Below are 22,636 nucleotides of genomic sequence, written 5' to 3'. Positions count from 1 at the left end.
CCGCCCGGCCACGGACAGGTTCCTGCGCGGTCAGCCACGAAAGACAGAACAAAAAATCAAAAGCAGAAGCCGGTCGCTGCGCTCTTAAATGCCTGACTTCCGACGTTCCCTTGTTGCCGGCCAGCGGCCGGCACTACCGGGGAGCATCCACGCATGGCGTGGATCTACCGCAGATCGCGGAAATCTGTCGGAGGCGGGGTGGGTCCGGTGGCGGGGGTGTCCGCGGCATGGATGCCGCGGCCAAGCCCCCAAGGACGGGTTTACGGCGTCCCCCGCCACCGGACCCACCCCGCCATCCCACGGGAACCCCGCTTTTGCTTTGGCCGTTGCTGTTGCTGTTGCTGTTGCTGTTGCTGTTGCCCTGGCCTCGGCGGGTGCCGGGCGCCGCCCGGCCAGAGCCCTTCCCCCGCTTCCGGTACAATGTCGGGCCCGTTTCCCAACTACGGTTCCCCGGACATGATGGTCCTCGAGGGCGCGCCCGCCCTGTCGCCGTTCCGCCGCGAACGTCTTGAATCCCGCCTGCAGTCCATCGCTCCCTCCCTGCGCATCAGCGGTGCCTGGCACGTCTACTTCGTGCAGCCCGAAGGCAGCGCCGCTCCCGACCTCGCCACCCTGTGCCGCATCCTCGAAGCTGCGCCGCAGGCAGAAGCCGTGGCCGACGGCGCGGTCAGCCGCATCGTGGTGCCGCGCCTGGGTACGCTGTCGCCGTGGTCGAGCAAGGCCACCGAACTGGTGCGCGGTGCCGGCCAGCCGGTAAGCCGGGTCGAGCGGGGCCTGCGCATCGACCTGCAGGGCTGGCCGGCCGATGCCGACGTGCAACAGGCCCTGGTCAAGGCGCTGCACGACCCGATGACGCAGTCAGTGTTGGAGACCGTGCAGCAGGGCCAGGCGCTGTTCTCGGCGCCCGCCCGCGGCGAACTGGAACGCGTGCCGGTGGACCAGCTGGAGGCCGCCAACGAGCGCCTCGGCCTGGCCATGGCCCAGGACGAGATCGATTACCTGCGCGAACGATTCACCGCGCTGGGCCGCTCGCCGTCGGACGTCGAACTGATGATGTTCGCGCAGGCCAATTCCGAGCACTGCCGCCACAAGATCTTCAACGCCAGCTGGACCATCGACGGCCAGGAGCAGGACCGCTCGCTGTTCCGGATGATCAAGAACACCCACCAGCAGACCCCGCAGCACACGCTCAGTGCGTACAGCGACAACGCCGCGGTGATCGAAGGCCATCCGGCGTCGCGCTACCGCCCGGATCCGGCCAGCGGCGAGTACCGTCGTGAACCGCAGGTGCCCAGCGCGTTCCAGATTAAGGTGGAGACCCACAACCACCCGACCGCCATCGCGCCGTTCCCGGGCGCCTCGACCGGCGCCGGTGGTGAAATCCGCGACGAAGGCGCGACCGGCCGTGGCGGCAAGCCGAAGGCCGGCCTGACCGGTTTCTCGGTCTCGCACCTGCGCATTCCCGAGCTGCCGCAGCCGTGGGAAGCGCCGCGCGCGCTGAACCCGCGCATGGCGCCCGCGCTGGAAATCATGACCGATGGTCCGCTCGGCGGCGCGGCGTTCAACAACGAGTTCGGCCGCCCGAACCTGCTTGGCTACTTCCGCAGCTTCGAGCTGCCTGAAGGGGCCGACCTGGTGCGTGCCTACGACAAGCCGATCATGCTGGCCGGCGGCCTCGGCGCCATCGACCGTACCCAGGTCGACAAGATCCAGCTGCAGGCGGGTGATGCGGTCATCGTGCTCGGTGGCCCGGCGATGCTGATCGGCCTGGGTGGCGGTGCCGCCAGTTCGGTGGCCTCCGGCGAAAGCGCCGAGGACCTGGATTTCGCCAGCGTGCAGCGCGACAACCCGGAAATGGAGCGCCGCTGCCAGGAGGTCATCGACCGCTGCGTGGCGATGGGCAGCAACAACCCGATCAAGTTCTTCCACGACGTCGGTGCCGGTGGCCTGTCCAATGCCATCCCCGAGCTGCTGCACGACTCCAAGGTCGGTGGCGTGATCGATCTGGGCAAGGTGCCCACCGATGATCCGTCGCTGTCGCCGATGCAGCTGTGGTGCAACGAATCGCAGGAACGCTACGTGCTCGGCGTCGCCCTGGAGCGCCTGGCCGAGTTCGCCGCGCTGTGCGCCCGCGAGCGCTGCCCGTTCGCTGCGGTCGGCGTGGCCACCGCCGAGGAACACCTGGTGGTGGCCTATGGCGCCGTGCCGGGCCACACCCCGGCCGATGCGCCGATCGACCTGCCGATGGACGTGCTGTTCGGCAAGCCGCCGAAGATGCACCGCGATACCGCACACCCGCCGGCACCGCGCTGGCCGGCGCTGAAGACCGCGGGCCTGGACCTGCAGGAAGCGGGTCTGCGCGTGCTTGCGCACCCGACGGTGGCCTCGAAGAACTTCCTGGTCACCATCGGTGACCGCAGCGTCGGTGGTCTGACCGCACGCGAACAGATGGTTGGCCCGTGGCAGCTGCCGGTGGCCGATGTGGCCATCACCGTGGCCGACTTCGACGGCGTGGCCGGCGAGGCGATGTCGATCGGCGAGCGCACCCCGCTGGCCCTGCTCGATGCGGCGGCTTCGGCACGCATGGCCGTGGGCGAAGCGTTGACCAACCTGTGCGCGGCCCCGGTCGATGCGCTGGATGAGATCAAACTGTCGGCGAACTGGATGGCCGCGGCCGGCCACCCGGGCGAAGACGCGCTGCTGTACGACGCGGTGAAGGCCGTGGGCATGGAACTGTGCCCGCAGTTGGACATCAGCATTCCGGTGGGCAAGGACTCGCTGTCGATGCAGGCGCAGTGGCACGACCAGGGCCAAGCGCACAAGAGCGTGTCGCCGGTGTCGCTGGTGATCTCTGCGTTCGCACCGGTCGCCGATGTGCGCCAGCAGCTGACCCCGCTGCTCGACCGCGACGTGGAAAGCGAGCTGTGGCTGATCGGCCTTGGCGCCGGCAAGCAGCGCCTGGGCGGTTCCATCCTGGCCCAGGTGCATGCCGACCACGGTGACCTGCCGGCGTTCGCCGGCGCTGCCCCGGATCTGGACGACCCGCAGCGCCTGCGTGGCTTCTTCGAGCTGATCCGCGATGCGCGCCAGGCCGGCCTGCTGCTGGCCTACCACGACCGCAGCGACGGCGGTGCCTTCGCCGCGCTGTGCGAAATGGCCTTCACTTCGCGCCTGGGGCTGGACATCACCCTCGATGCCTGGGGCGACGATCCATTCCGCAGCCTGTTCAACGAAGAGCTGGGCGCGGTGGTGCAGATCGCACGCGAAGACCGCGCAGCGTTCGCCGACCTGGTCGAGCGCCATGCACTGACCGAGTGCGCGCAGCGCATCGCCAAGCCGACCACCGCACCAGTGGTGCGCGTGTCGCTGGCTGGCGAGAACCTGGCTGAATGGCGCTGGGAGTCGCTGTTCGACGCATGGTGGTCGGTCACCCACGCGATGCAGAAGCGCCGCGACAACCCGGCCAACGCCGACGCCGAGCGTGAGATCGCCCGTGCCTTCAACGCACCGGGCCTGAAGCCCAAGCTCAGCTTCGACATCAATGAAGACGTGGCCGCCCCGTTCATCAGCACCGGTGCGCGTCCGCGCGTGGCCGTGCTGCGCGAGCAGGGCGTCAACGGCCAGATCGAAATGGCGAACATCTTCGAACGTGCCGGCTTCCGGCCCTTCGATGTGCACATGAGCGACCTGATCGAAGGCCGCGTCGCCCTGCAGGACTTCACCGGCCTGGTCGCCTGCGGTGGCTTCAGTTACGGCGACGTGCTTGGCGCTGGCCGTGGCTGGGCCACCTCGATCCTGGAGCGCAGCGCGCTGCGTGATGCCTTCGCCGCGTTCTTCGCGCGCGAGGACAGCTTCGCCCTGGGCGTGTGCAACGGCTGCCAGATGATGAGCCAGCTGAAGGACATCATTCCCGGTGCCGAACACTGGCCGCAGTTCCGCCGCAATGCCAGCGAGCAGTTCGAAGCCCGTACCGCGCTGTTGGAAGTGGTGGAATCTCCGTCGATCCTGCTGCGTGGCATGGCCGGTTCGCGCCTGCAGGTGGCAGTGGCGCATGGCGAAGGCCAGGCGGTGTTCGACAACGCGGTCGACCAGGCCGCGGCCCGTGTTTCGCTGCGCTATATCGATGGCCACGGCAACGTGGCCAGCCAGTACCCGCTGAATCCGAACGGTTCGCCGGACGGCATCACCGGCCTGACCAGCAGCGACGGCCGCGTGACCATCATGATGCCGCACCCGGAACGCACCCCGCGCGCGCTCAACATGAGCTGGGCCCCGGCCGAGTGGCAGGGTGATTCGCCGTGGATGCGCATGTTCCGCAACGCGCGGGTGTGGTGCGGCTGATCGCACCACACCGCGCAGGCATCAATGCCGTCGCGTATGGAAAAACCCGCCGTTGATCGGCGGGTTTTTTCTTTGCGCGTGTGAAAATCCTGATGTACCCGCGAGTTACATGGATTTTCAGGCGACAGGGTTACGTCACGCGTCGCTAACAAAATCCTTTCATAAACAGGGAAAAGAGTGAACTGCTTCACGGCAATAGGATTTGTCGTGTCAAAGTCTTGACGATCTGCAAAGTTGCCGTTAACACTTGAACCCCGTTTCAGAATCATTCATTTCGCAGTAACCGGTTGGCGCACGCGCTCGGTTTTCTGTCGCTGCGCGCCGTTCGGCAATACCCCGCAGTAAATCACGCGAATAAACGCCCCCAGGGGACGTTGGGCCGGAAAGCCCAGCGGTGGCGTTGCTTTGCCCAAAACCAGTCCAATCAGGAGCCGTACCGATGAATCGGATTTATCGCAAGGTCTGGAACAAAGCATTGGGTCAGTTGGTGGTGGCCTCGGAACTGGCTTCCTCCGACAGCAGCAGCGGTGGGGTCGTCGACCAGCGCCGCGGTGCGACACAGGCCACGCCCGCACTGCTGGCGGTGGCACTGGGCCTGGTATTGGGATTGGGCATGAGTGGCTCTGCCACCGCACAGTCGGTGCAGATCGGCGGTAGCGCCACCTGCGTGGCATTCAGCGGCAAGCTGCTCGAAAAGTGCCTGATCGAAGGCTCGGCCACGGCCAAGGGCAGCAATGCGGTGGCGATTGGCAGCAACAGCAGTGCCAGTGCGGCCAACAGCGTGGCGCTGGGCGCCGGCTCCAAAGCCACGCGTGCCAACACCGTTTCCGTCGGCGATGCCGGCAAGGAACGGCAGGTCACCAATGTCGCCGCAGGCACGCAGGCGACCGACGCAGTGAACAAGGCGCAGCTGGACGCGCAGGCGCGCGCCACGCAGGCCGCGCTGGCCGACGTGGCCGCCGACGGCAACCGGTACTTCAAGGCCGACGGCGCAGGCGATGACAGCGACGCGGCGAAGATCGAGGGCGAGGGCGCACTGGCCGCCGGTGCCGGTGCGCAGTCGCTGGCCAACGCCACCACTGCCATCGGTACCCAGGCCATTGCCGCAGGCATCGGCGCCAGCGCATTCGGCCAGGGCGCGCTGGCGATCGGCGATGCCAGCGTGGTGGTCGGGCAAAGCGCAGCAGCCTTCGGCCTTGGCGATACCGCCGTCGGTGCCAGCGCGTACGCCGCCAGCGAAAACGGTGCAGCAACGGCACTGGGTGCACTGTCCGAAGCCACCGCCGATGGCGCGACCGCCGTCGGTGGCGGTGCCGTAGCGATGGGCCCCGGCAGTACCGCATTGGGCCGCGGCGCCACGGCTGCCAACGAAGCCTCGATTGCAGTCGGTGCGTTCAGCACGGCCGTCGGTGAATACAGCACCGCGCTGGGCTCCAATTCGGCCGCGGTCGCTACCGGCAGCGTGGCGTTGGGCGCCGGTTCGCTGGCTGACCGTGTCGATACCGTGTCCGTCGGTGCCGCCGGATATGGCCTGACCCGCCAGATCACCAGCGTTGCCGCCGGCACCGAAGATACCGATGCGGTCAACGTTGGCCAGTTGAAGGATGTTGCCGCGGTGGCCGATGCCACCGCCAAGCGCTTCCAGGCCACCGGCAGCAGCAACAGCGATGCCGGTGCGCTGGCTGAAGGTGACGACGCGCTGGCCGCAGGCGAGGCCGCCAATGCCATCGGCACTGGCACCACGGCGGTCGGTGCCGGTGCCACTGCCGTTGCGCAGAACGCGACTGCGGTGGGCAACAACGCGCTGGCCTCGGGCCAGAACAGCGCAGCATTCGGCAACAACGCGCAGGCCAACGGACCGGGCAGCGTGGCCGTCGGTGGCGCTGCGGTGGATGCCAACGGCAACCCGCTGATCACCAGTGGTGGCGTGCCGGTGGTCACCGGCGCCACCAGTGCCGGCGTGGGTGGCACGGCCGTCGGCGCCAGTGCCGATGCAAGCGGTTTTGCCGCGTCGTCCTATGGCGTGGGGGCCTATGCGTCCGGCGCGCAGGCGTCGGCGTTCGGTGCGGTCTCCAATGCCATCGGTGATTACTCCACGGCATTGGGTACGCAGAGCAATGCCACGGGCACCAGCAGCGTCGCCATTGGTGGCCCGGCCGACCTGATTCCCGGCCTGGGCTTCTTCGTACAGACACAGGCCAGTGGTGAAGCCGCGACCGCGGTGGGTGCCGGCGCCATCGCCAGCGGCGACCGTGCCGTGGCCAACGGCAGCCTCAGCGAAGCCTCCGGCGCCGAAGCCACCGCGGTGGGCTACTTCGCCTATGCGCCGGGCGAGAACGCCAGCGCGCTTGGCGCGCAGACCTGGGCCAGTGGTGCGCAGAGCACCGCAGTGGGCTACTACGCTACGGCACGCGGCGCCAACAGCGTCGCGCTGGGCGCGAACTCCGAAGCGGTGCGTGCCAACAGCGTGGCCGTCGGCAGTGCCGGCAACGAGCGGCAGATCACCAGCGTTGCAGCCGGCAGTGAAGCCACCGATGCGGTGAACAAGGCGCAGCTGGATGCGGTGGCCAGCACCGCCGACAGCACCGCGCGCTTCTTCCAGGCCCAGCCTGAAGCTGGCAGTGATGCCGGTGCGCTGGCGGAAGGCGAGGGTGCCATCGCGGCCGGTTCGTCGAGCAATGCGATTGGTGCCGGCGCGGTTGCACATGGCGCGGCCGCGTCGGCCATCGGCGATGACAGCGTGGCGGTGGGCCGCAACAGCACGGCCACCGGCAATGGCGGTGTCGCCATCGGTGGCCTGGGCCAGGCCTACGACGAGTTCAACCAACCCATCATCGGTGCAGATGGCAAGGCGCAGCAGGTGGGTACCACGGCCGTGGCCGATGCCACGGCGGTCGGCAGCGCTGCGCAGGCCAGCGGTGCAGCCAGCAGCGCCTTCGGCAATGCGGCCAAGGCCAGTGGTGACAACAGCTTCGCCGCCGGCGGCAAGTCGCGCGCCACCGGCGCGTATGCGGTGGCGGTGGGTGACAGTGCGTTTGCCAGCAGCGATGACAGTACCGCGGTGGGCGGCTACAGCTGGGCCACCGCCAGCGGCGCCAGCGCCTTTGGTTCCGGTGCGTGGGCGACCGCCACCAATGCCTCGGCGTTCGGCAACGCGGCGTGGGCCAGCGGCGCTGGCGCCACGTCGATCGGTTACAACAGTTGGGCCAACGGAACCAGCGCCACCGCAGTCGGCCGTGGTGCCTTCGGCTATGGCGACAACAGCGTGGCGCTGGGCTTCCAGGCACTGGGCAACAGCATCAACAGCATCGCCATCGGCACCAACACGGTGGCCGGCGGCGAAAGTGCGATCGCGCTGGGTGCGGGCAGCAATGCCAGTGCCAGCAATGCCGTCGCACTCGGCGCAGGGTCGGTCGCCAACCGCGCACGTACGGTGTCGGTGGGCAGCAGCGGCAACGAGCGCCAGGTCACCAACGTCGCCGCCGGTACCCAGGCCACCGATGCGGTGAACAAGGCACAGCTGGATGCGGTGGCAAGTACCGCAGCAACCACCAGCCGCTTCTTCCAGGCCAGCGGCAACGGCGACGATGTGGCGGGTGCGCTGGTGGAGGGCGACAACGCACTGGCCGCAGGTGATTCAGCCAACGCCATCGGCAATGGCGCCACCGCGCTTGGCAGCGGTGCCAATGCGCTGGCCGGCAACGCGCAGGCGATCGGCTTCAACGCGCTGGCGACCGCCGCCAATGCCAGTGCCGTAGGCGCCAATGCACAGGCCACCGGCGAATACGCCACCGCGCAGGGTGCGGAAAGCGAAGCCAGCGGTGAGCAGAGTGCAGCGTTCGGCGCGGCCAGCATCGCCAGCGGCGCAGGCAGCACCGCCAGCGGTGCCTTGTCCGAAGCCTCCGGCGAAGAAGCCGTAGCCGTGGGCTACTTCAGCAATGCCAGTGGCAGTGGTGCCACCGCGGTCGGCAGCGAGAGCGTGGCCAGCGGCACGGCTGCGGCAGCGTTCGGTATCGGTGCCGAAGCCACCGGTGGTTACAGCACCGCCATCGGCGGCTACGCACAGGCCTCGGCCTTCAATGCCACCGCCTTCGGCAACTTCGCCAACGCCTCGGGTTCCAACAGCGTGGCCCTGGGCGGTGATTCGCAAGCGTCCGGCGCCTACAGCACCGCCACCGGCCAGGGCAGCCTGGCCACCGGCACCAACAGCGTCGCCGTCGGCGGCTCGCTGTTCGGCGTGCTGGCGACCGAAGCCTCGGGCAACTACTCCACGGCGGTGGGCGGTGGCGCCTGGTCGGGGGGCATCAACAGCACCGCGCTGGGCAATGCGGCGGAATCGCGCGCGGCCAACAGCGTGGCGCTCGGTGCGGATTCGATTGCGGACCGCGACAACACCGTATCGGTGGGCGGCGGCGGCAACACCCGCCAGGTCACCAACGTGGCCGATGGCACGCAGGGCAACGATGCGGTCAACAAGAACCAGCTCGATGCCGTAGCCGCCGCTGCGGAGAAGACCAGCAGGCAGTTCCAGGCCAGTGGCAATGCCGATGGTGAAACCGGCGCACTGGTGGAGGGTGACAATGCGCTGGCAGCAGGTGATGCGGCCAACGCGATCGGCAACGGTGCCACTGCGCTCGGCAGTGGTGCCAATGCGCTGGCCGCCAACGCCACCGCCGTCGGCATCGATGCGCTGGCAACCGGCACCAACGCGGCGGCACTGGGCAGCACCGCACAGGCCACCGGCGAGGACAGCCTGGCCCTGGGCAGCGGTGCCAGCGCCAGCGAAGTGGGGACAAGCGCGGCGGGCGCGCGTGCACAGGCAAGCGGTGTCTACAGCACCGCCAACGGTACCGAATCCAACGCCAGTGGCGCACAGTCCCTTGCCAGCGGCTTCCGCAGCGCGGCCTCCGCCGATGGCACCACAGCGGTGGGTGGCTATGCCGAAGCAACCGGTCGCCTTGGCACCGCACTCGGCTACGGCTCGGCTGCCAGCGGTGCCAACACCACGGCGGTGGGCTTCGGGGCCGCGGCGGCGGGTACCGGCGCGGTTGCGGTGGGTCAGTCGAGTGAAGCCAGCGGTGCGGAAAGCGTGGCGATCGGCGGCAGCACCTTCTTCGGCCTGATTCCGTCGCGCGCCAGTGGCACCGGTGCGGCAGCATTCGGTGCCGGTGCATGGGCCACCGAGGATTACGCTACCGCCATCGGCTGGAATGCCTGGGCGGCAGGCAGCAACGCCACGGCGCTCGGTGCCAATGCCACCGCCAATGGCAGCAACAGCGTTGCGCTCGGTGCCGGTTCCAAGGCTGACCGCGACAACACGGTGGCCGTTGGCAAGGCCGGCAGCGAACGCCAGGTCACCCACGTTGCAGCCGGTACCGAAGCCACCGATGCGGTGAACAAGGGCCAGCTCGACGCCGTTGCCAGTGTCGCCGACAAGACCAGCCGGCAGTTCCAGGCCAGCGGCAATGCCGATGGCGAGGCCGGTGCACTGGTCGACGGTGACAACGCCCTGGCTGCCGGAAACGCGGCCAACGCCATCGGTAACGGCGCCACCGCGCTGGGCAGCGGCGCCAACGCCATGGCCACCAACGCCACGGCGGTTGGCTTCGATGCACTGGCCACCGGCAACAACGCTGCCGCACTGGGCAATGCTGCGCAGGCCAGTGGTGTCGACAGCGTTGCGCTGGGCAGCGGCGCCAGCGCCAGTGAAACCGGCGCCAGCGCCACTGGCGCCGGGGCCCAGGCCAAGGGCCCCTACAGCACGGCCAACGGTGCGCAGGCCACGGCTACCGGCACGCAGTCGCAGGCCAATGGTTTCCGCGCCAGTGCCTCGGCCGATGGCGCTTCGGCGCTGGGCAGCTATGCCGAAGCCAGCGGCCGCCTGGGTACCGCGGTCGGTTACGGCAGCAAGGCCACCGGTTTGAATGCCACGGCGGTGGGTGTCAGTGCCAACGCTTCGGCTGCCGGCAGTGTCGCACTGGGTGGAGGCTCGGTGGCCGATCGTGCCAATACCGTGTCCGTCGGCAGTGCCGTCAACAACCGGCAGGTCACCAATGTCGCCAACGGTACCGAAATCAATGACGCAGTGAATCGCGGGCAGCTGGACGCCGTTGCGTTCACCGCCAACACCACCAACCGATATTTCCGCGCCAATGGCACGGGAACCGCGAACGCCATCGGTACCGATTCGGTAGCGATGGGCTCGGTGGCCAATGCGGCGGGCGCACGCAGCATCGCGCTGGGTGCCAATGCCACGGTGTCTGCCTCCGGCGCACTGGCCGTTGGCGCCGGTGCGGGTGCGGTCGGCGTCAACTCGGTTGCAATCGGTGCTGGAGCGCGTGCGCTGGATGCCAATGTTGTGTCGGTGGGCAGTGGCAACCCCACCGATGGCCCGGCCACCCGCCGCATCGTCAACGTGGCTGATGGCCGCATCGCTGCCGGCAGCAGTGACGCGGTGACCGGTTCCCAGCTCAATGTCACCAACCAGCGCGTGGGCGCGGTGGAAACCCGCGTCGGTGATTTCGATTCGCGCATCGCCACCGTGGAGACCACGGCGGCCAGTGCGGTCGGCTACGACGACGCCAGTCGTGACCGCCTGACCCTGTCCGGCTTCCAGGGCACCACCATCGACAATGTCGGTGCCGGCAGCATCGCCGCTGGCAGCCGCCAGGCGATCAATGGCGGCCAGCTGTTCCAGTCGCTCAGCGATGCCGCCAGCTTCCTCGGCGGCGGTGCCAGCGTCGGCATGCAGGGCGTATTCGTGGCACCGAACTATGTGATCCAGGGCGCCACCTACAGCAACGTCGGCGATGCATTGGGTGCGCTGGACCGCAAGGTCAGTGAGATTGACCGCCGTACTGCGGGTGGCACGCGTGCAGGTGCCGCCAGCCTGCGCGCAATGAGTGCCTCGCTGGATGAAAGCGCACTGGCCAGCGTTGCCGAAGCACCGGCGGCGGCCGATGCGGCACCGGCCAGCAGCGCACGCGTGCAGGGCACGCCGACCGCTGCGGCGGCGGGTGCGGGCATCCCGGTGGGCACCCCGGCATCGGGCCTCAACGCGGTCGCCATGGGCGACGGCGCAGTGGCCAGCGGCGCCTCGTCCACCGCCATCGGCCAGGGTGCCAATGCCACCGCTGCGAACGCGGTGGCGCTGGGCCAGGGCTCGGTCGCTGATCGTGCCAACACGGTCTCGGTGGGCAGCGAAGGCAACGAACGCCAGGTCACCAACGTGGCAGCCGGTACCACCGCCACCGATGCGGTCAACAAGGGCCAGCTCGATCGTGGCATGGCTACCGCCAACAGCTACACCGACAGCCGCGTGCAGGCCGTCGCCGACAGCTTCGATGTGTTCAAGGGCGAGGTCGACGGACGCCTGCGCCACATGGATCGCCGCATCGACCGCCAGGGCGCGATGAGCGCGGCGATGCTCAACATGGCCACCAGTGCTGCCGGCATCCGTACCCAGAACCGGGTCGGCGTCGGCATCGGCTTCCAGGGCGGTGAATCGGCACTGTCGCTGGGTTACCAGCGTGCGATCAGCGATCGCGCCACGGTGACGTTCGGCGGCGCCTTCAGCAGCGACGACAGCTCGGTCGGCGTCGGTGCCGGCTTCGGCTGGTAAGCCACTCCATCGCGCCGGCGGCCACCCACGCCGGCGCAGCACCTGCAACGAGGGCCTGGGGGGAGGTCACGGCAATCCCGGCTGGGCCGGCCGGGAGTCGTCAAGGAATGATGGCCGCAGTGTTGGTTCGATCCATGACCCAGAAGAGGAATTCGACGTGATCAAGAAGCAGAACCTTCGCATCAATGTGTTGGCAGCCGCCGTGCTGTCGCTGACCGGTGTTGGCCTGGCACAGGCCGCCGACCTGAAAGCAAATGCGCCGTTGTCCGGCCCGAAGACGCAGCAGGTGGATGGCATCATCGTGAAGTACCGCGCTGGCAGCGCCGCAGCTGCCGATGCGAACGCCAAGCTGGCCGTGGTCAACTCGGCCATCGCCCGCGCCGTGCCGGCAGGTACCAACGCGGCTGCGCGCAGTGCCGCGCTGCGCCCGCAGGTGGCCCGCAAGCTGGGCATCGGTGCCGATCTGATCCGCCTGCAGGGAGGGATCGCGCGCGCCGAACTGGACAAGGTGCTGGGCGAACTGAAGGCTGACCCGACCGTCGAATATGCGGTGGCCGACGCCATCATGTATCCGATCGATGCTGCGTCGTCGCCGCGTGCGGACGCCGTCGCGAAGTCCGATGCGTCGCCCAGCTTCGTGCCCAACGATCCGTACTACCAGAGCCACAACTGGCACTTCCACAACCCGGTCGGTGGCGTGAACGCACCGGCCGCATGGGACGTCTCGCAGGGCGAGGGCGTCGTGGTGGCCGTGCTCGATACCGGCATCCTGCCCGAGCACCCGGATTTCGCCGCCGGCACCCTGCTGGAGGGCTACGACTTCATCAGCCAGGCCAGCCGCTCGCGTCGTGCCGCCGATGGCCGCGTGCCGGGTGCACTCGACTACGGTGACTGGATGCCCACCGCCAATGCCTGCTACGACGGTTCGCCGGTACGCGACAGCAGCTGGCACGGTACCCATGTGACCGGCACCATCGCCGAGGCCACCAACAACGGCCTGCATACTGCCGGCCTGGCCTACAAGGCCAAGGTGTTGCCGGTGCGCGTGCTCGGCTACTGCGGTGGCACCCTGTCGGACATCACCGACGCCATCACCTGGGCCTCGGGCGGTACCGTGGCCGGCATCCCTGCCAACCAGAATCCGGCCGAGATCATCAACATGAGCCTGGGCGGCTCCGGCAGCTGCGATCCGGCCTACCAGGCGGCCATCACCGGTGCCACCAACCGCGGTACCCTGGTGGTGGTGGCAGCCGGCAACGACTCGATGAATGTTGCCAACGCCCGCCCGGCCAACTGCGATGGCGTGGTCTCGGTCGGCGCGACCGGCATCACAGGCGCCATGGCCTACTACTCCAACTTCGGTACCCGCATCGATCTGTCCGGCCCGGGCGGTGGCGTCACCGACGGCAATCCGAACGGCTATGTCTGGCAGGCGGTGTCCAGCAGCAAGACGTCGCCGCCGGCAGCCGGTTCCACCGAGGGTTACACCCTTGGCGGCAAGGCCGGCACGTCGATGGCGGCGCCACATGTGGCTGCCGTCGCCGCGCTGGTGCAGAGCGCGCTGATCGCCGCCAACCGCGACCCGCTCGCGCCGGCGGGCATGCGTACCCTGCTGAAGGAAACGGCACGTCCGTTCCCGGTCAGCATTCCGTCCGCCACCCCGATCGGTACCGGCATCGTCGATGCCAAGGCCGCGCTGGACAAGGCCCTGGAAGAGCCGTGCACCGAGAACTGCGGGCCGGTGGCGAAGCCGCTGACCAACAAGGTGGCCATCGGCGGGTTGAGTGGTGCCGCCGGCAGCAGCGTGCTTTACAGCTTCGAAGCCGCGGCAGGCAAGCAGCTCAGCGTCATCACCTATGGTGGCACCGGCAACGTGTCGGTCTACCTGGCCAAGGGCCGCGAGCCGAGTGCCACCGACAACGATGCGCGCTCGACCCGCCCGGGCACCTCGGAAACGGTGCGGGTGACGGCACCGACTGCCGGCACCTACTACATCAAGGTGGTGGGCGAGGCGGCTTACAGCGGTGTGAGCATTCTCGCCACGCAGTAAGCGCGCAGTGCGGTAGTTGAATGGCCGAAGCCCGTCACCCGCATGTGACGGGCTTCGTCTTTTTACGAAAGCGGGCGGCGGGGCGACGGAAATCACGACGTAACTGCTAAAGTCGAGCCGATTGACAGGAGAGTCACGTGAACGCCCTTGCTGCAACCGCTGCCGACGACGCCGAAGGCCGCATCCTGGATGCGTTGTTGGCGCGTGGCCGCCTCAAGGAGAGCGATCTTGCACGGGCACGGCCGCTGCACGCGGAGGCCGGCGGCAGCCTGCTTGGCCTGCTGGTGCGGCTGGGGCTGGTGTCCGAACGTGACCAGGCGCAGGCCAGCGCCGAGGTGCTGGGCCTGCCGCTGCTGGATGGCAAGCAGCTGCCGGATTCACCGCCCCAGGGTCTGGCCGAGGGCCTGCCGCTGTCCCTGCGTTTCCTCAAACAGTTCCATGTATGCCCGCTGGCGCTGGATGAACAGGGTGTACGGCTGTGGCTGGCCGATGCCCACGATCCCTATCCGCAGCAGGCTGTGCAGCTGGCACTTGGCGTACCGGTGACTCCGGTGCTGGGCATGCGTGCGGAGATCGATGATCTGGTCGAGCGCTGGTTCGGCCAGGGCCGCAGCGCGATGGGCGCGATTGTCGAAACCGCAGACGGCGAGGGCGGCGCGGTCGACGATATCGAGCACCTGCGCGACCTGGCCTCGGAAGCGCCGGTGATCCGCCTGGTCAACCTGGTGATCCAGCGTGCGGTGGAACTGCGCGCTTCGGATATCCATGTCGAGCCGTTCGAGAGCCGGTTGAAGGTGCGTTACCGTGTCGATGGCGTACTGGTGGAGGGCGAAAGCCCGCCGGCCAACCTCACCGCAGCGGTGATCAGCCGCATCAAGATCATGGCCCGCCTCAACATCGCCGAGCGCCGCCTGCCGCAGGATGGCCGCATCATGCTGCGCGTGCAGGGCAAGGAGCTGGACCTGCGCGTGAGCACGGTGCCGACCGCGCACGGCGAGAGCGTGGTGATGCGCCTGCTCGACCGCGAAACGGTGGTGTTCGATTTCCATCGTCTCGGCTTTACCGATGCGTTCCTGCCGCAGTTCCGCAAAGTGCTGGAACAACCGCACGGCATCCTGCTGGTCACAGGCCCGACCGGTTCGGGCAAGACCACCACGCTGTACACCGCGCTGAGCCAGCTCAACACCGCCGACGTCAAGATCATCACGGTGGAAGATCCGGTCGAGTACCAGATCGAGGGCATCAACCAGATCCAGGCCAAGCCGCAGATCGGCCTGGACTTCGCCAACGCACTGCGCAGCATCGTGCGCCAGGACCCGGACATCATCATGATCGGCGAAATGCGCGACCTGGAAACCGCGCGCATCGCGATCCAGTCGGCGCTGACCGGCCACCTGGTGCTGTCCACCCTGCACACCAACAATGCGGCCGGCGGCATCACCCGCCTGCTCGACATGGGCGTGGAGGACTATCTCCTCACGTCCACCATCAACGGCATCCTGGCCCAGCGCCTGGTGCGTCGGCTGGAGCCGACCCACGCCGAGCGCTATGAAGCCTCGCCGGAGGAGATCGAGCGTTTCGAGCTGCGCCGCCTGCAGCCGGAAGGGCCGATCCATCTATACCGCCCGAAGCCCTCGGCACTGGCGCCGACTGGTTACCTGGGCCGCACCACCATCATGGAATTCCTGGTGATGAACGACGCGCTGCGGCGTGCGGTGATGCGCCGCGATGGCATGGGCGAGATCGAACGCATCGCCCGTGAAGCCGGCATGCGCACCATGTACGAGGATGGCCTGGCCAAAGCACTCAGCGGCCAGACCACCATCGAGGAAGTGCTGCGCGTGACCGAGGAAAGCTGATGCGCGCAGGACGCCGGGGCTGACATGCCGAACTACCGCTACAAAGCGCTCAATTCGCACGGCGAGATCTTCGACGGGCAGATGGAAGCCGCCAGCGAGGCCGAACTGGTCGCGCGCCTGCAGGATCAGGGCCACCTGCCGATGGAGACCCAGCTGGCCGACGGCGGCGTGGTCGGCGGCAGCAGCTGGCGCACGCTGCTGCGCCAGCGCCCGTTGCAGGGCGCGGCGCTGCTGCAGTTCACCCAGCAGCTGGCGACCCTGCTTGGTGCCGGCCAGCCGCTGGACCGTGCACTGTCGATCCTGCTCGGGCTTCCGGAAGACGAACGCTCGCGGCGTGCGATCACCGACATTCGCGACGTGGTGCGCGGCGGTGCGCCGCTGTCGACCGCGCTGGAGCGCCAGCACGGCCTGTTCTCGCGCCTGTACGTGAACATGGTGCGTGCCGGCGAGGCGGGTGGCAGCCTGCACGAGACCCTGCAGCGGCTGGCCGACTACCTCGAACGCAGCCGCGCGCTGCAGGGCAAGGTGATCAACGCACTGGTCTATCCGGCCATCCTGCTGGTGGTGGTGGGCGGTGCGCTGCTGTTCCTGCTCGGTTACGTGGTGCCACAGTTCGCGCAGATGTACGAAAGCCTGGACGTGGCGCTGCCGTGGTTCACCAATGCGGTACTGCAGCTGGGCCTGTTCGTGCGCGACTGGTGGGTGCTGCTGCTGGTGGTGCCCGCACTGCTGGCATTGTTCTTCGAACGCAAGGTACGGCAACCGGCGTTCCGGCTGGCGCTGGATGGATGGCTGCTGCAGCGTCGCGGCATCGGCCGCCTGCTGGGCGAACTGGAAACCGCGCGGCTGGCGCGCACGCTGGGCACCCTGCTGCGCAATGGCGTGCCGCTGCTCGGGGCGCTGGGCATCGCACGCAACGTGCTGGGCAACCGCGCGCTGGCCGCTGATGTGGAAGCGGCCGCCGACGAAGTGAAGAACGGTGCCGGCCTGTCGCTGGCACTGTCACGCGGCAAGCGTTTCCCACGCCTGGCCCTGCAGATGATCCAGGTCGGCGAGGAATCCGGTGCCCTCGATACCATGCTGCTGAAAGCTGCCGACACGTTTGAACAGGACAGCGCCCGTCGCATCGACCGCCTGTTGGCCGCGATGGTGCCGGCGATCACCCTGGTGCTGGCCTCGGTGGTCGGTGCGGTGATCGTGGCCGTGCTGGTGCCGTTGTACGACCTGACCAATGCCATCGGCTGATGATGGCTCCCTACGCAACCCCGACACTCCGCAACTGAAAGGACCGACCATGATTGCTTCCCGTCGACCGATCCGCCTTTCCTTCACTGCCGCGCGCAACCAGTCGGGCATGAGCCTGCTGGAAATCATCATCGTCATCGTGCTGATCGGCGCGGTGCTGACCCTGGTCGCCAGCCGCGTGCTGGGCGGTGCCGATCGTGGCAAGGCGAACATCGCCAAGGCCCAGGTGCAGACCGTTGCCTCCAAGGTCGACAACTACCAGATCGATACCGGCAAGCTGCCTGGCTCGCTCAACGATCTGGTGACCGCACCAGCAGGTGTCGGTGGCTGGCTGGGCCCGTACGCCAAGCCGGCCGACCTGAATGACCCGTGGGGCCACGCGTTGGAGTACCGCGCGCCGGGCGAAGGCCAGCCGTATGAACTGATCAGCCTGGGCAAGGACGGCAAGGCCGGCGGCAGCAGCGTCGACGCTGACATCCGCTACCAGCCGTAACCAGGCATGATGCATTTCCTGCCGCGCCGGCTGCCTCGCCCGCGCCTGCACGGCAGGCGCGCAGCGGGCCTGTCGCTCCTGGAAATGCTGCTGGTGATCGCGCTGATCGCCGCGATCGGCCTGATCACCGCTGCGGGTCTGTCGCGCGGCTTTGCCGGCATGCAGCTGCGCAGCGCCGGCAAGGACATCGCCAACCAGCTGCGCATGGTGCGCGCCCAGGCCATCGCGCGCGGTGAGCCGCAGCGCTTCGTGATCGAGCCGGCGCGTCACCGTTGGCAGGGGGCCAACCAGCGGCAGGGCGATGTGCCGACGCAGCTGCAGGTGCAGTTCGAAGGCGCCGCGCAGCTGGCCACCGCGCCGGGGCAGGGCGTGATCGAGTTCCATCCCGACGGTGGTTCCAGTGGTGGCCGCATCCGCCTGCAACGTGAGGGCGCCGAATGGCGCATCGATGTCGGCTGGCTGACCGGCGAGGTCCGCTCCGGCCCGTGGCAGGCGCCATGAAGCGGCAGGCGCGTGGTTTTACGTTGCTGGAAGTGATCATCGCCTTCGCCTTGCTGGGCCTGGCGCTGACGCTGCTTCTGGGCAGCCTGTCAGGTGGCGCGAAACAGGTCCGAGAGGCCGAGCTGCGCACGCGTGCGGTGCTGCATGCGCAGTCGCTGCTGGCCGAAGCCGGTGTCGCCGCGCCATTGCAGGTGGGCAGCCAGCAGGGCGACTGGGAACAGGGCCGATACCATTGGGAGCTGCAGGTACAGCCATGGGTCGAGCCGCGTGCCGCCAACGCAGTACAGGCACAGGCGCAATCGCCGGGGGCTCCCTGGCTGGCCGAGCTGCAGCTTCAGGTGCGCTGGGGCGAGGGCGAACGCGAACAACTGCGCTGGCGCAGCCTGCGCCTGCTGCCGCCGGACCTGGAGAGCGCGCGATGAAGCGACGCGCCGCAGGCTTTACCCTGGTGGAAGTGATGTTGGCCACGGTGCTGTTGGCCGGTGGCCTGGCGTTGGCCTTTGCCAGCGTGCGCTCGGCGATGGCGGTGAGCCAGCGTGGCGAGCAGATTGCCGCCGAGAGCGAACGCATGCGTGCGGTCGAGGCTCTGCTGCGGCGGCAGCTGGCCGGTGCGCTGCGCACGCCGCTGGAAGTGCCCGATCCCACCCGCGAACCGATCTTCTTCCAGGGCGAAGAGCAACGCATGCTGTTCGCGGCCGATCTACCGGGCTATCTGGGCCGTGGCGGTGCCTACCTGCACGCACTGCAGGTGGATGGCCGCAGCGGCCAGCAACGCCTCCTGCTCGACCTGGTGCTGCTGCAGGAGGGCGAGCGCATCTCCGAAACTCCGCCGCGCCCACCGGAGGTGCTGGTGGAGAACCTCAAGTCGGTGCAACTACGCTATCGCGGCATCGATGCCAGCACCGGGCAGGTGACTGATTGGACGCCGCGCTGGGATGACACCCGGCGCCTGCCGATGCTGGTGGAGATCCAGATCGTGCCCGCCAAGGGCGCTCCCTGGCCTGCACTGGTCGTCGCTCCGCGCGCGGGCGGCAGTGGAGGAGCGCGATGAGCCGGGCGCACGGCGCGGCGCTGGTACTGGTCCTGTGGCTGATCGCCCTGATGACGGCGCTGGTGGGCGCGTTCGCGTTGAGCGCGCGGGTCGAGCATCTGCAGCAGCGGGCGCTGGATGATGATGCGCGTGGCCAGGAGCGTGCACGGGCGGGACTTGAGTACGCGCTGACGCGCCTGTCCGCCGATCCGCAGCGGGCGCCCTGGCGCGCCGATGGCCGTGTCTATCGCTGGCAGTTCGATGACGCCAGCATCGAGATCAAGGTGCTGGACGAGAACGGCAAGATCAACCTGAACCTGGCCGACGTGGCCCTGCTGAGCGCCTTCCTCAAGGCGCTGGGTGAGGACGAAGCGCAGGCCCGCCAGCTGGCCGGCGCGATCGTCGACTGGCGCGACGAAGACAGCCTGCTGCAGCCCGGCGGCGGTGCCGAAGCGCCCGACTATGCCGCAGCAGGCCTGCCCTATGGCCCCCGCAACAAGCGTTTCGAGACGCTGGGCGAGCTGCAGCGGGTACTCGGCATGCGCGGCCCGCTGTACCAGGCCATGCTGCCGCACCTGACCCTGTACAGCCGCCAGGCGCGCCCGGATCCCCAGTTTGCCACCGCGCCGGTGCTGACCGCACTGGGCCTGGATGCGGATACCGTGCTGGCGCAGCGCGCACAGCAGGAGCGTGACGCAGATACCGCTGGCGGTGCGACAACGCTTGCCAGCAGCAGCGGCACCTATAGTATCGAGTCTCGTGCAACCGACGACAGTGGACGCCGGTCGGTGTTGCAGGCAGTGGTACGCAATGGCTCGGGCGGGGTTCCCGGGCGGTCCTACACAGTGCTTCGCTGGGAGCAGGGAATGACAGCAAGATGACGGCATGGCAGGACAGTGTGCGGCAGGTACAGGGCCGGATCGGCCCTGGCGCCGGCCGTTTCCTGCGCTGGTGGCGGCAATCGCTGCTGGCCTGGGTGCCGGCACGTTGGCAGTGGGCACTGGGCTGGGCACAGGCGCGCCTGCTGCTGCAGCGCGAAGGCGACCACCTTCAGGTCTGGCGTGAGGCGGGGGAGCGCCGCGAACCGGTCGTACGGCTGCCGTGGCCGCTGTCCCCGGCCGAACTGGATCGCGTGCTGGAAGCCCGCCTGCGCAGCTTGCCGCGGGTGTGGCTGCTGCCGGCAAGCGATGTGCTGCGCCGGCAGCTGCGCCTGCCGGCGGCGGCGGCTGACCGCCTGCGTGCGGTGGTCGGTTTCGAGATCGACCGGCAGACGCCTTTTGAATCCAGCCAGGTCAGCTATGACGTGCGTGAACGTGGCGCGGCGGGCGAGGGCCAGCTGCAGGTCGAACTGGTGGCCTGGCCGTTGCGGCAGCTCGAGGCCTGGCGCAGCAACGTGGGCCAATGGGCCGATGCACTGTCCGGTGTCGATGCCATTGACGCGCAGGGCAACATCCTGCAGGTGAACCTGCTGCCGCCCGCGCAGCGTCAGCTGCAGGCCGACCCGATGCGGCGCTGGAACCTTCTGCTGGCCGTGGCCGCGGTGGTGATGCTGGTGCTGTCTGGCCTGCAGGTGCTGGACAATCGCCGCGCGGCAGCCGACGAACTGCGTGCCCAGGTGGAGCGCAGCGCGCGCAGTGCACGTGGCGTGGCCAGCGAACGTGCCCAGCTGCAGGCGCTGATCGACGGTGCCGCGTTCCTCGAAAAGCAGCGCGGCCAGCGCGCGGGTACGGTGGAGATCTGGAACGAACTGACCCGGCGCCTGCCGGAGGGAACGTACCTGGAAAAACTGGCCATCGAGAACAACAACCTGCAGCTGATCGGCCTGAGCCGCGAGGCCTCGCAGCTGGTGCAGCTGCTGCAGGATGCGCCGCAGTGGCGCAAGGTCAACCTGACCGGCGTACTGCAGGCCGACGGCGCCGCCAGTGGCCGCGACCGCTTCACCATGACCGCTGAACTGCAGCCGTTGCCGGCGGTAGCCCCGAACCGGGAGGCGGCCGATGCCGATGCCAAGCGCACGCCGTGACCGCTGGCTGGCACTGGCACTGTTGCTGGCAGTGCTGGGCCTGGCCTACCTGCTGCTGGTGCACCCCTGGTTCACCCGGCCGCTGCGCGAAATCGATGCTGATGTCGCCGCCCTGCGCGAGCGCGAGCAGCGCGTGCAGGCGCAGCTGCAGCAGCAGCCGCAGATCGAGCAGCGCCTGCGTGCCACCCGCGAGGCACTGCAGCAGCGGCCGGGCTTCCTGCGCGAGGCCACCGCCGAGGCTGCAGCCGCTGCGCTCGGCGCGAAGCTGCAGGATGCGGTGGCGATGGCCAGCCCGGGCAACCGCAGCTGCACCATCAGCAACCGCACGCCGCTCACCGACAACCGCCGCGACGCCGAGTTCGTGCGCGTCGCCATGCAGGTGCGCCTGCGCTGTGGCGTGGCCGAACTGGCCACGGTGCTGCACAGCCTGGAGACCGGCAGCCCGCGCCTGTTCGTCGACAACCTCAACCTGATCGCGCAGCGCTTCCAGCAGTCGCCGAATGAATCCGGGCTCGGCCTGGATGTGTCATTCGAACTGGCTGGTTACCTGCTGCCGGGGGCTGCTGCCGATGGCAGTGCGCCGACGCCTGCCGCCGAACCGGTGTCCGCGCCGCAGCCGGCTTCAGCGCCACCCGCCCCCGCACCGGCGGCGCCGGTCGAGGGACAGGAGGTCGCTGATGAAACTTGAGCAGATCAGCCTGCGCACCGGTTTCCTGCTGGCCCTGGCCGGTTGGGCTGCGGCGGTCTGGCTGGCCACCGGCTTCGGTCTGGGTAGCCAGTTGCCAGGTGCGGATGGCGATGCCGATGCGGTGCCTTCGCTGCCGGTGCTGCCGCCGTTGGCCGCAGAACGCATGCCCAGCGCCGACAGCTACAGCGCGATCGGTGAGCGACCGCTGTTCGCCGAGGACCGCAGGCCGAAGCCCTACCTGCTCGGTGGCAGCGAGCCGGCCGCCAGCGCCGCGCTGCGCCTGACCGGCGTGCTGCTGACCGGCGACTTCGGCATGGCCACCTTCACCACCGAACAGAACCGTTCGCTGCGGCTGCGCCTCAACGGCGAAGCGGTGGACGGCTGGCAACTTGTGGGGCTTGCGCCGCGCCAGGCCACGGTGATCGGCCCAAGCGGCAGCCAGGTGCTGGAACTGGCCGTGTTCAATGGCCAGGGCGGCGAGCCGCCCACCGTACTGCGGGGTGCCAATGGCGCGCCGCCGGCGGGTGCGGTCGTTGTGCCACCGCCGGCGGGCGCACCGCCGATGCCATCCCCACCTCCGGCTGCTGCAACCGCAACCGCGCAGCCGCAGCCCGCCAGCAGCGTGCCATCAGCCGCCGCCGCGGCACCTCCTGCCAACACCAATGGCCCCAGCGAAGCGCAGATGCAGGCCATCCGCGAACGCATCCAGGCCCGTCGCCGCCAGCTGCAGCAACAACAGCAGCAACAACCGTCGCCGCCCCCGGGCGATGGCACCAACCGATAGA

The 22,636-nt window shown here is 68.7% G+C and carries 13 protein-coding genes; all 13 read left to right on the top strand.

What is annotated here, in order from left to right; all coding sequences use genetic code 11:
• Positions 1-456 precede the first annotated feature (456 nt).
• The 13 genes from purL (at position 457) to AC5P5S_RS13130 (ending at position 22,635) form a co-directional block, all read left to right on the top strand.
• Positions 457-4,341, top strand: coding sequence for a phosphoribosylformylglycinamidine synthase (gene purL, locus AC5P5S_RS13190; RefSeq protein WP_495276324.1), 3,885 nt, complete (start codon positions 457-459; stop codon positions 4,339-4,341).
• Positions 4,342-4,780: 439 nt separating this feature from the next.
• Complete coding sequence (locus AC5P5S_RS13185) at positions 4,781-11,962, top strand: ESPR-type extended signal peptide-containing protein (RefSeq protein WP_062607839.1); 7,182 nt, start codon at positions 4,781-4,783, stop codon at positions 11,960-11,962.
• A 157-nt stretch (positions 11,963-12,119) separates the two neighbouring features.
• On the top strand, positions 12,120-14,012 hold the full coding sequence (locus AC5P5S_RS13180; protein WP_012479111.1) for a S8 family serine peptidase: 1,893 nt from the start codon (positions 12,120-12,122) through the stop codon (positions 14,010-14,012).
• A gap of 137 nt (positions 14,013-14,149) precedes the next feature.
• Entirely contained in the window at positions 14,150-15,871 is a 1,722-nt protein-coding gene (gene gspE / locus AC5P5S_RS13175; protein ID WP_005408024.1) for a type II secretion system ATPase GspE, read from the top strand.
• A 24-nt stretch (positions 15,872-15,895) separates the two neighbouring features.
• Entirely contained in the window at positions 15,896-17,116 is a 1,221-nt protein-coding gene (gene xpsF, locus AC5P5S_RS13170; RefSeq protein ID WP_005408025.1) for a type II secretion system protein XpsF, read from the top strand.
• Between the two features lie 49 nt (positions 17,117-17,165).
• A complete protein-coding gene (gene gspG, locus AC5P5S_RS13165; protein ID WP_004142831.1) occupies positions 17,166-17,609 on the top strand; it encodes a type II secretion system major pseudopilin GspG in 444 nt (147 codons plus the stop codon).
• 6 nt (positions 17,610-17,615) lie between these two features.
• Positions 17,616-18,110, top strand: a complete 495-nt coding sequence (gene xpsH, locus AC5P5S_RS13160; protein ID WP_062607838.1) for a type II secretion system protein XpsH — start codon at positions 17,616-17,618, stop codon at positions 18,108-18,110.
• The gene (gene xpsI, locus AC5P5S_RS13155; RefSeq protein WP_005408027.1) at positions 18,107-18,532 is read left to right on the top strand and encodes a type II secretion system protein XpsI; all 426 of its coding nucleotides are present in this window, start codon (positions 18,107-18,109) and stop codon (positions 18,530-18,532) included. The genes xpsH and xpsI overlap by 4 nt, the downstream gene beginning before the upstream one ends.
• Positions 18,529-19,161 (top strand): type II secretion system protein J, encoded by a 633-nt coding sequence (locus AC5P5S_RS13150; RefSeq protein ID WP_062607837.1) that lies wholly within the window; start codon positions 18,529-18,531, stop codon positions 19,159-19,161. Before xpsI ends, AC5P5S_RS13150 begins: the two co-directional genes overlap by 4 nt.
• Positions 19,158-20,021: a type II secretion system minor pseudopilin gene (locus AC5P5S_RS13145; RefSeq protein WP_062607834.1), complete on the top strand. Its 864-nt coding sequence runs from the start codon at positions 19,158-19,160 to the stop codon at positions 20,019-20,021. The genes AC5P5S_RS13150 and AC5P5S_RS13145 overlap by 4 nt, the downstream gene beginning before the upstream one ends.
• Positions 20,018-21,163: a PilN domain-containing protein gene (locus tag AC5P5S_RS13140; RefSeq protein ID WP_062607831.1), complete on the top strand. Its 1,146-nt coding sequence runs from the start codon at positions 20,018-20,020 to the stop codon at positions 21,161-21,163. Before AC5P5S_RS13145 ends, AC5P5S_RS13140 begins: the two co-directional genes overlap by 4 nt.
• Positions 21,138-21,851 carry a type II secretion system protein GspM gene (gspM, locus tag AC5P5S_RS13135; protein ID WP_062607829.1) on the top strand — a complete coding sequence of 238 codons (714 nt, stop codon included), beginning with the start codon at positions 21,138-21,140 and terminating at the stop codon, positions 21,849-21,851. The genes AC5P5S_RS13140 and gspM overlap by 26 nt, the downstream gene beginning before the upstream one ends.
• Positions 21,841-22,635 carry a type II secretion system protein, XpsN-like gene (locus tag AC5P5S_RS13130; protein ID WP_005408032.1) on the top strand — a complete coding sequence of 265 codons (795 nt, stop codon included), beginning with the start codon at positions 21,841-21,843 and terminating at the stop codon, positions 22,633-22,635. The genes gspM and AC5P5S_RS13130 overlap by 11 nt, the downstream gene beginning before the upstream one ends.
• The last annotated feature ends 1 nt before the right edge of the window (position 22,636 follow it).

The sequence above is a fragment of the Stenotrophomonas sp. YJH_SMC_54 genome, from assembly GCF_059368435.1.
This window is presented reverse-complemented; position numbering and strand designations above follow the sequence as displayed.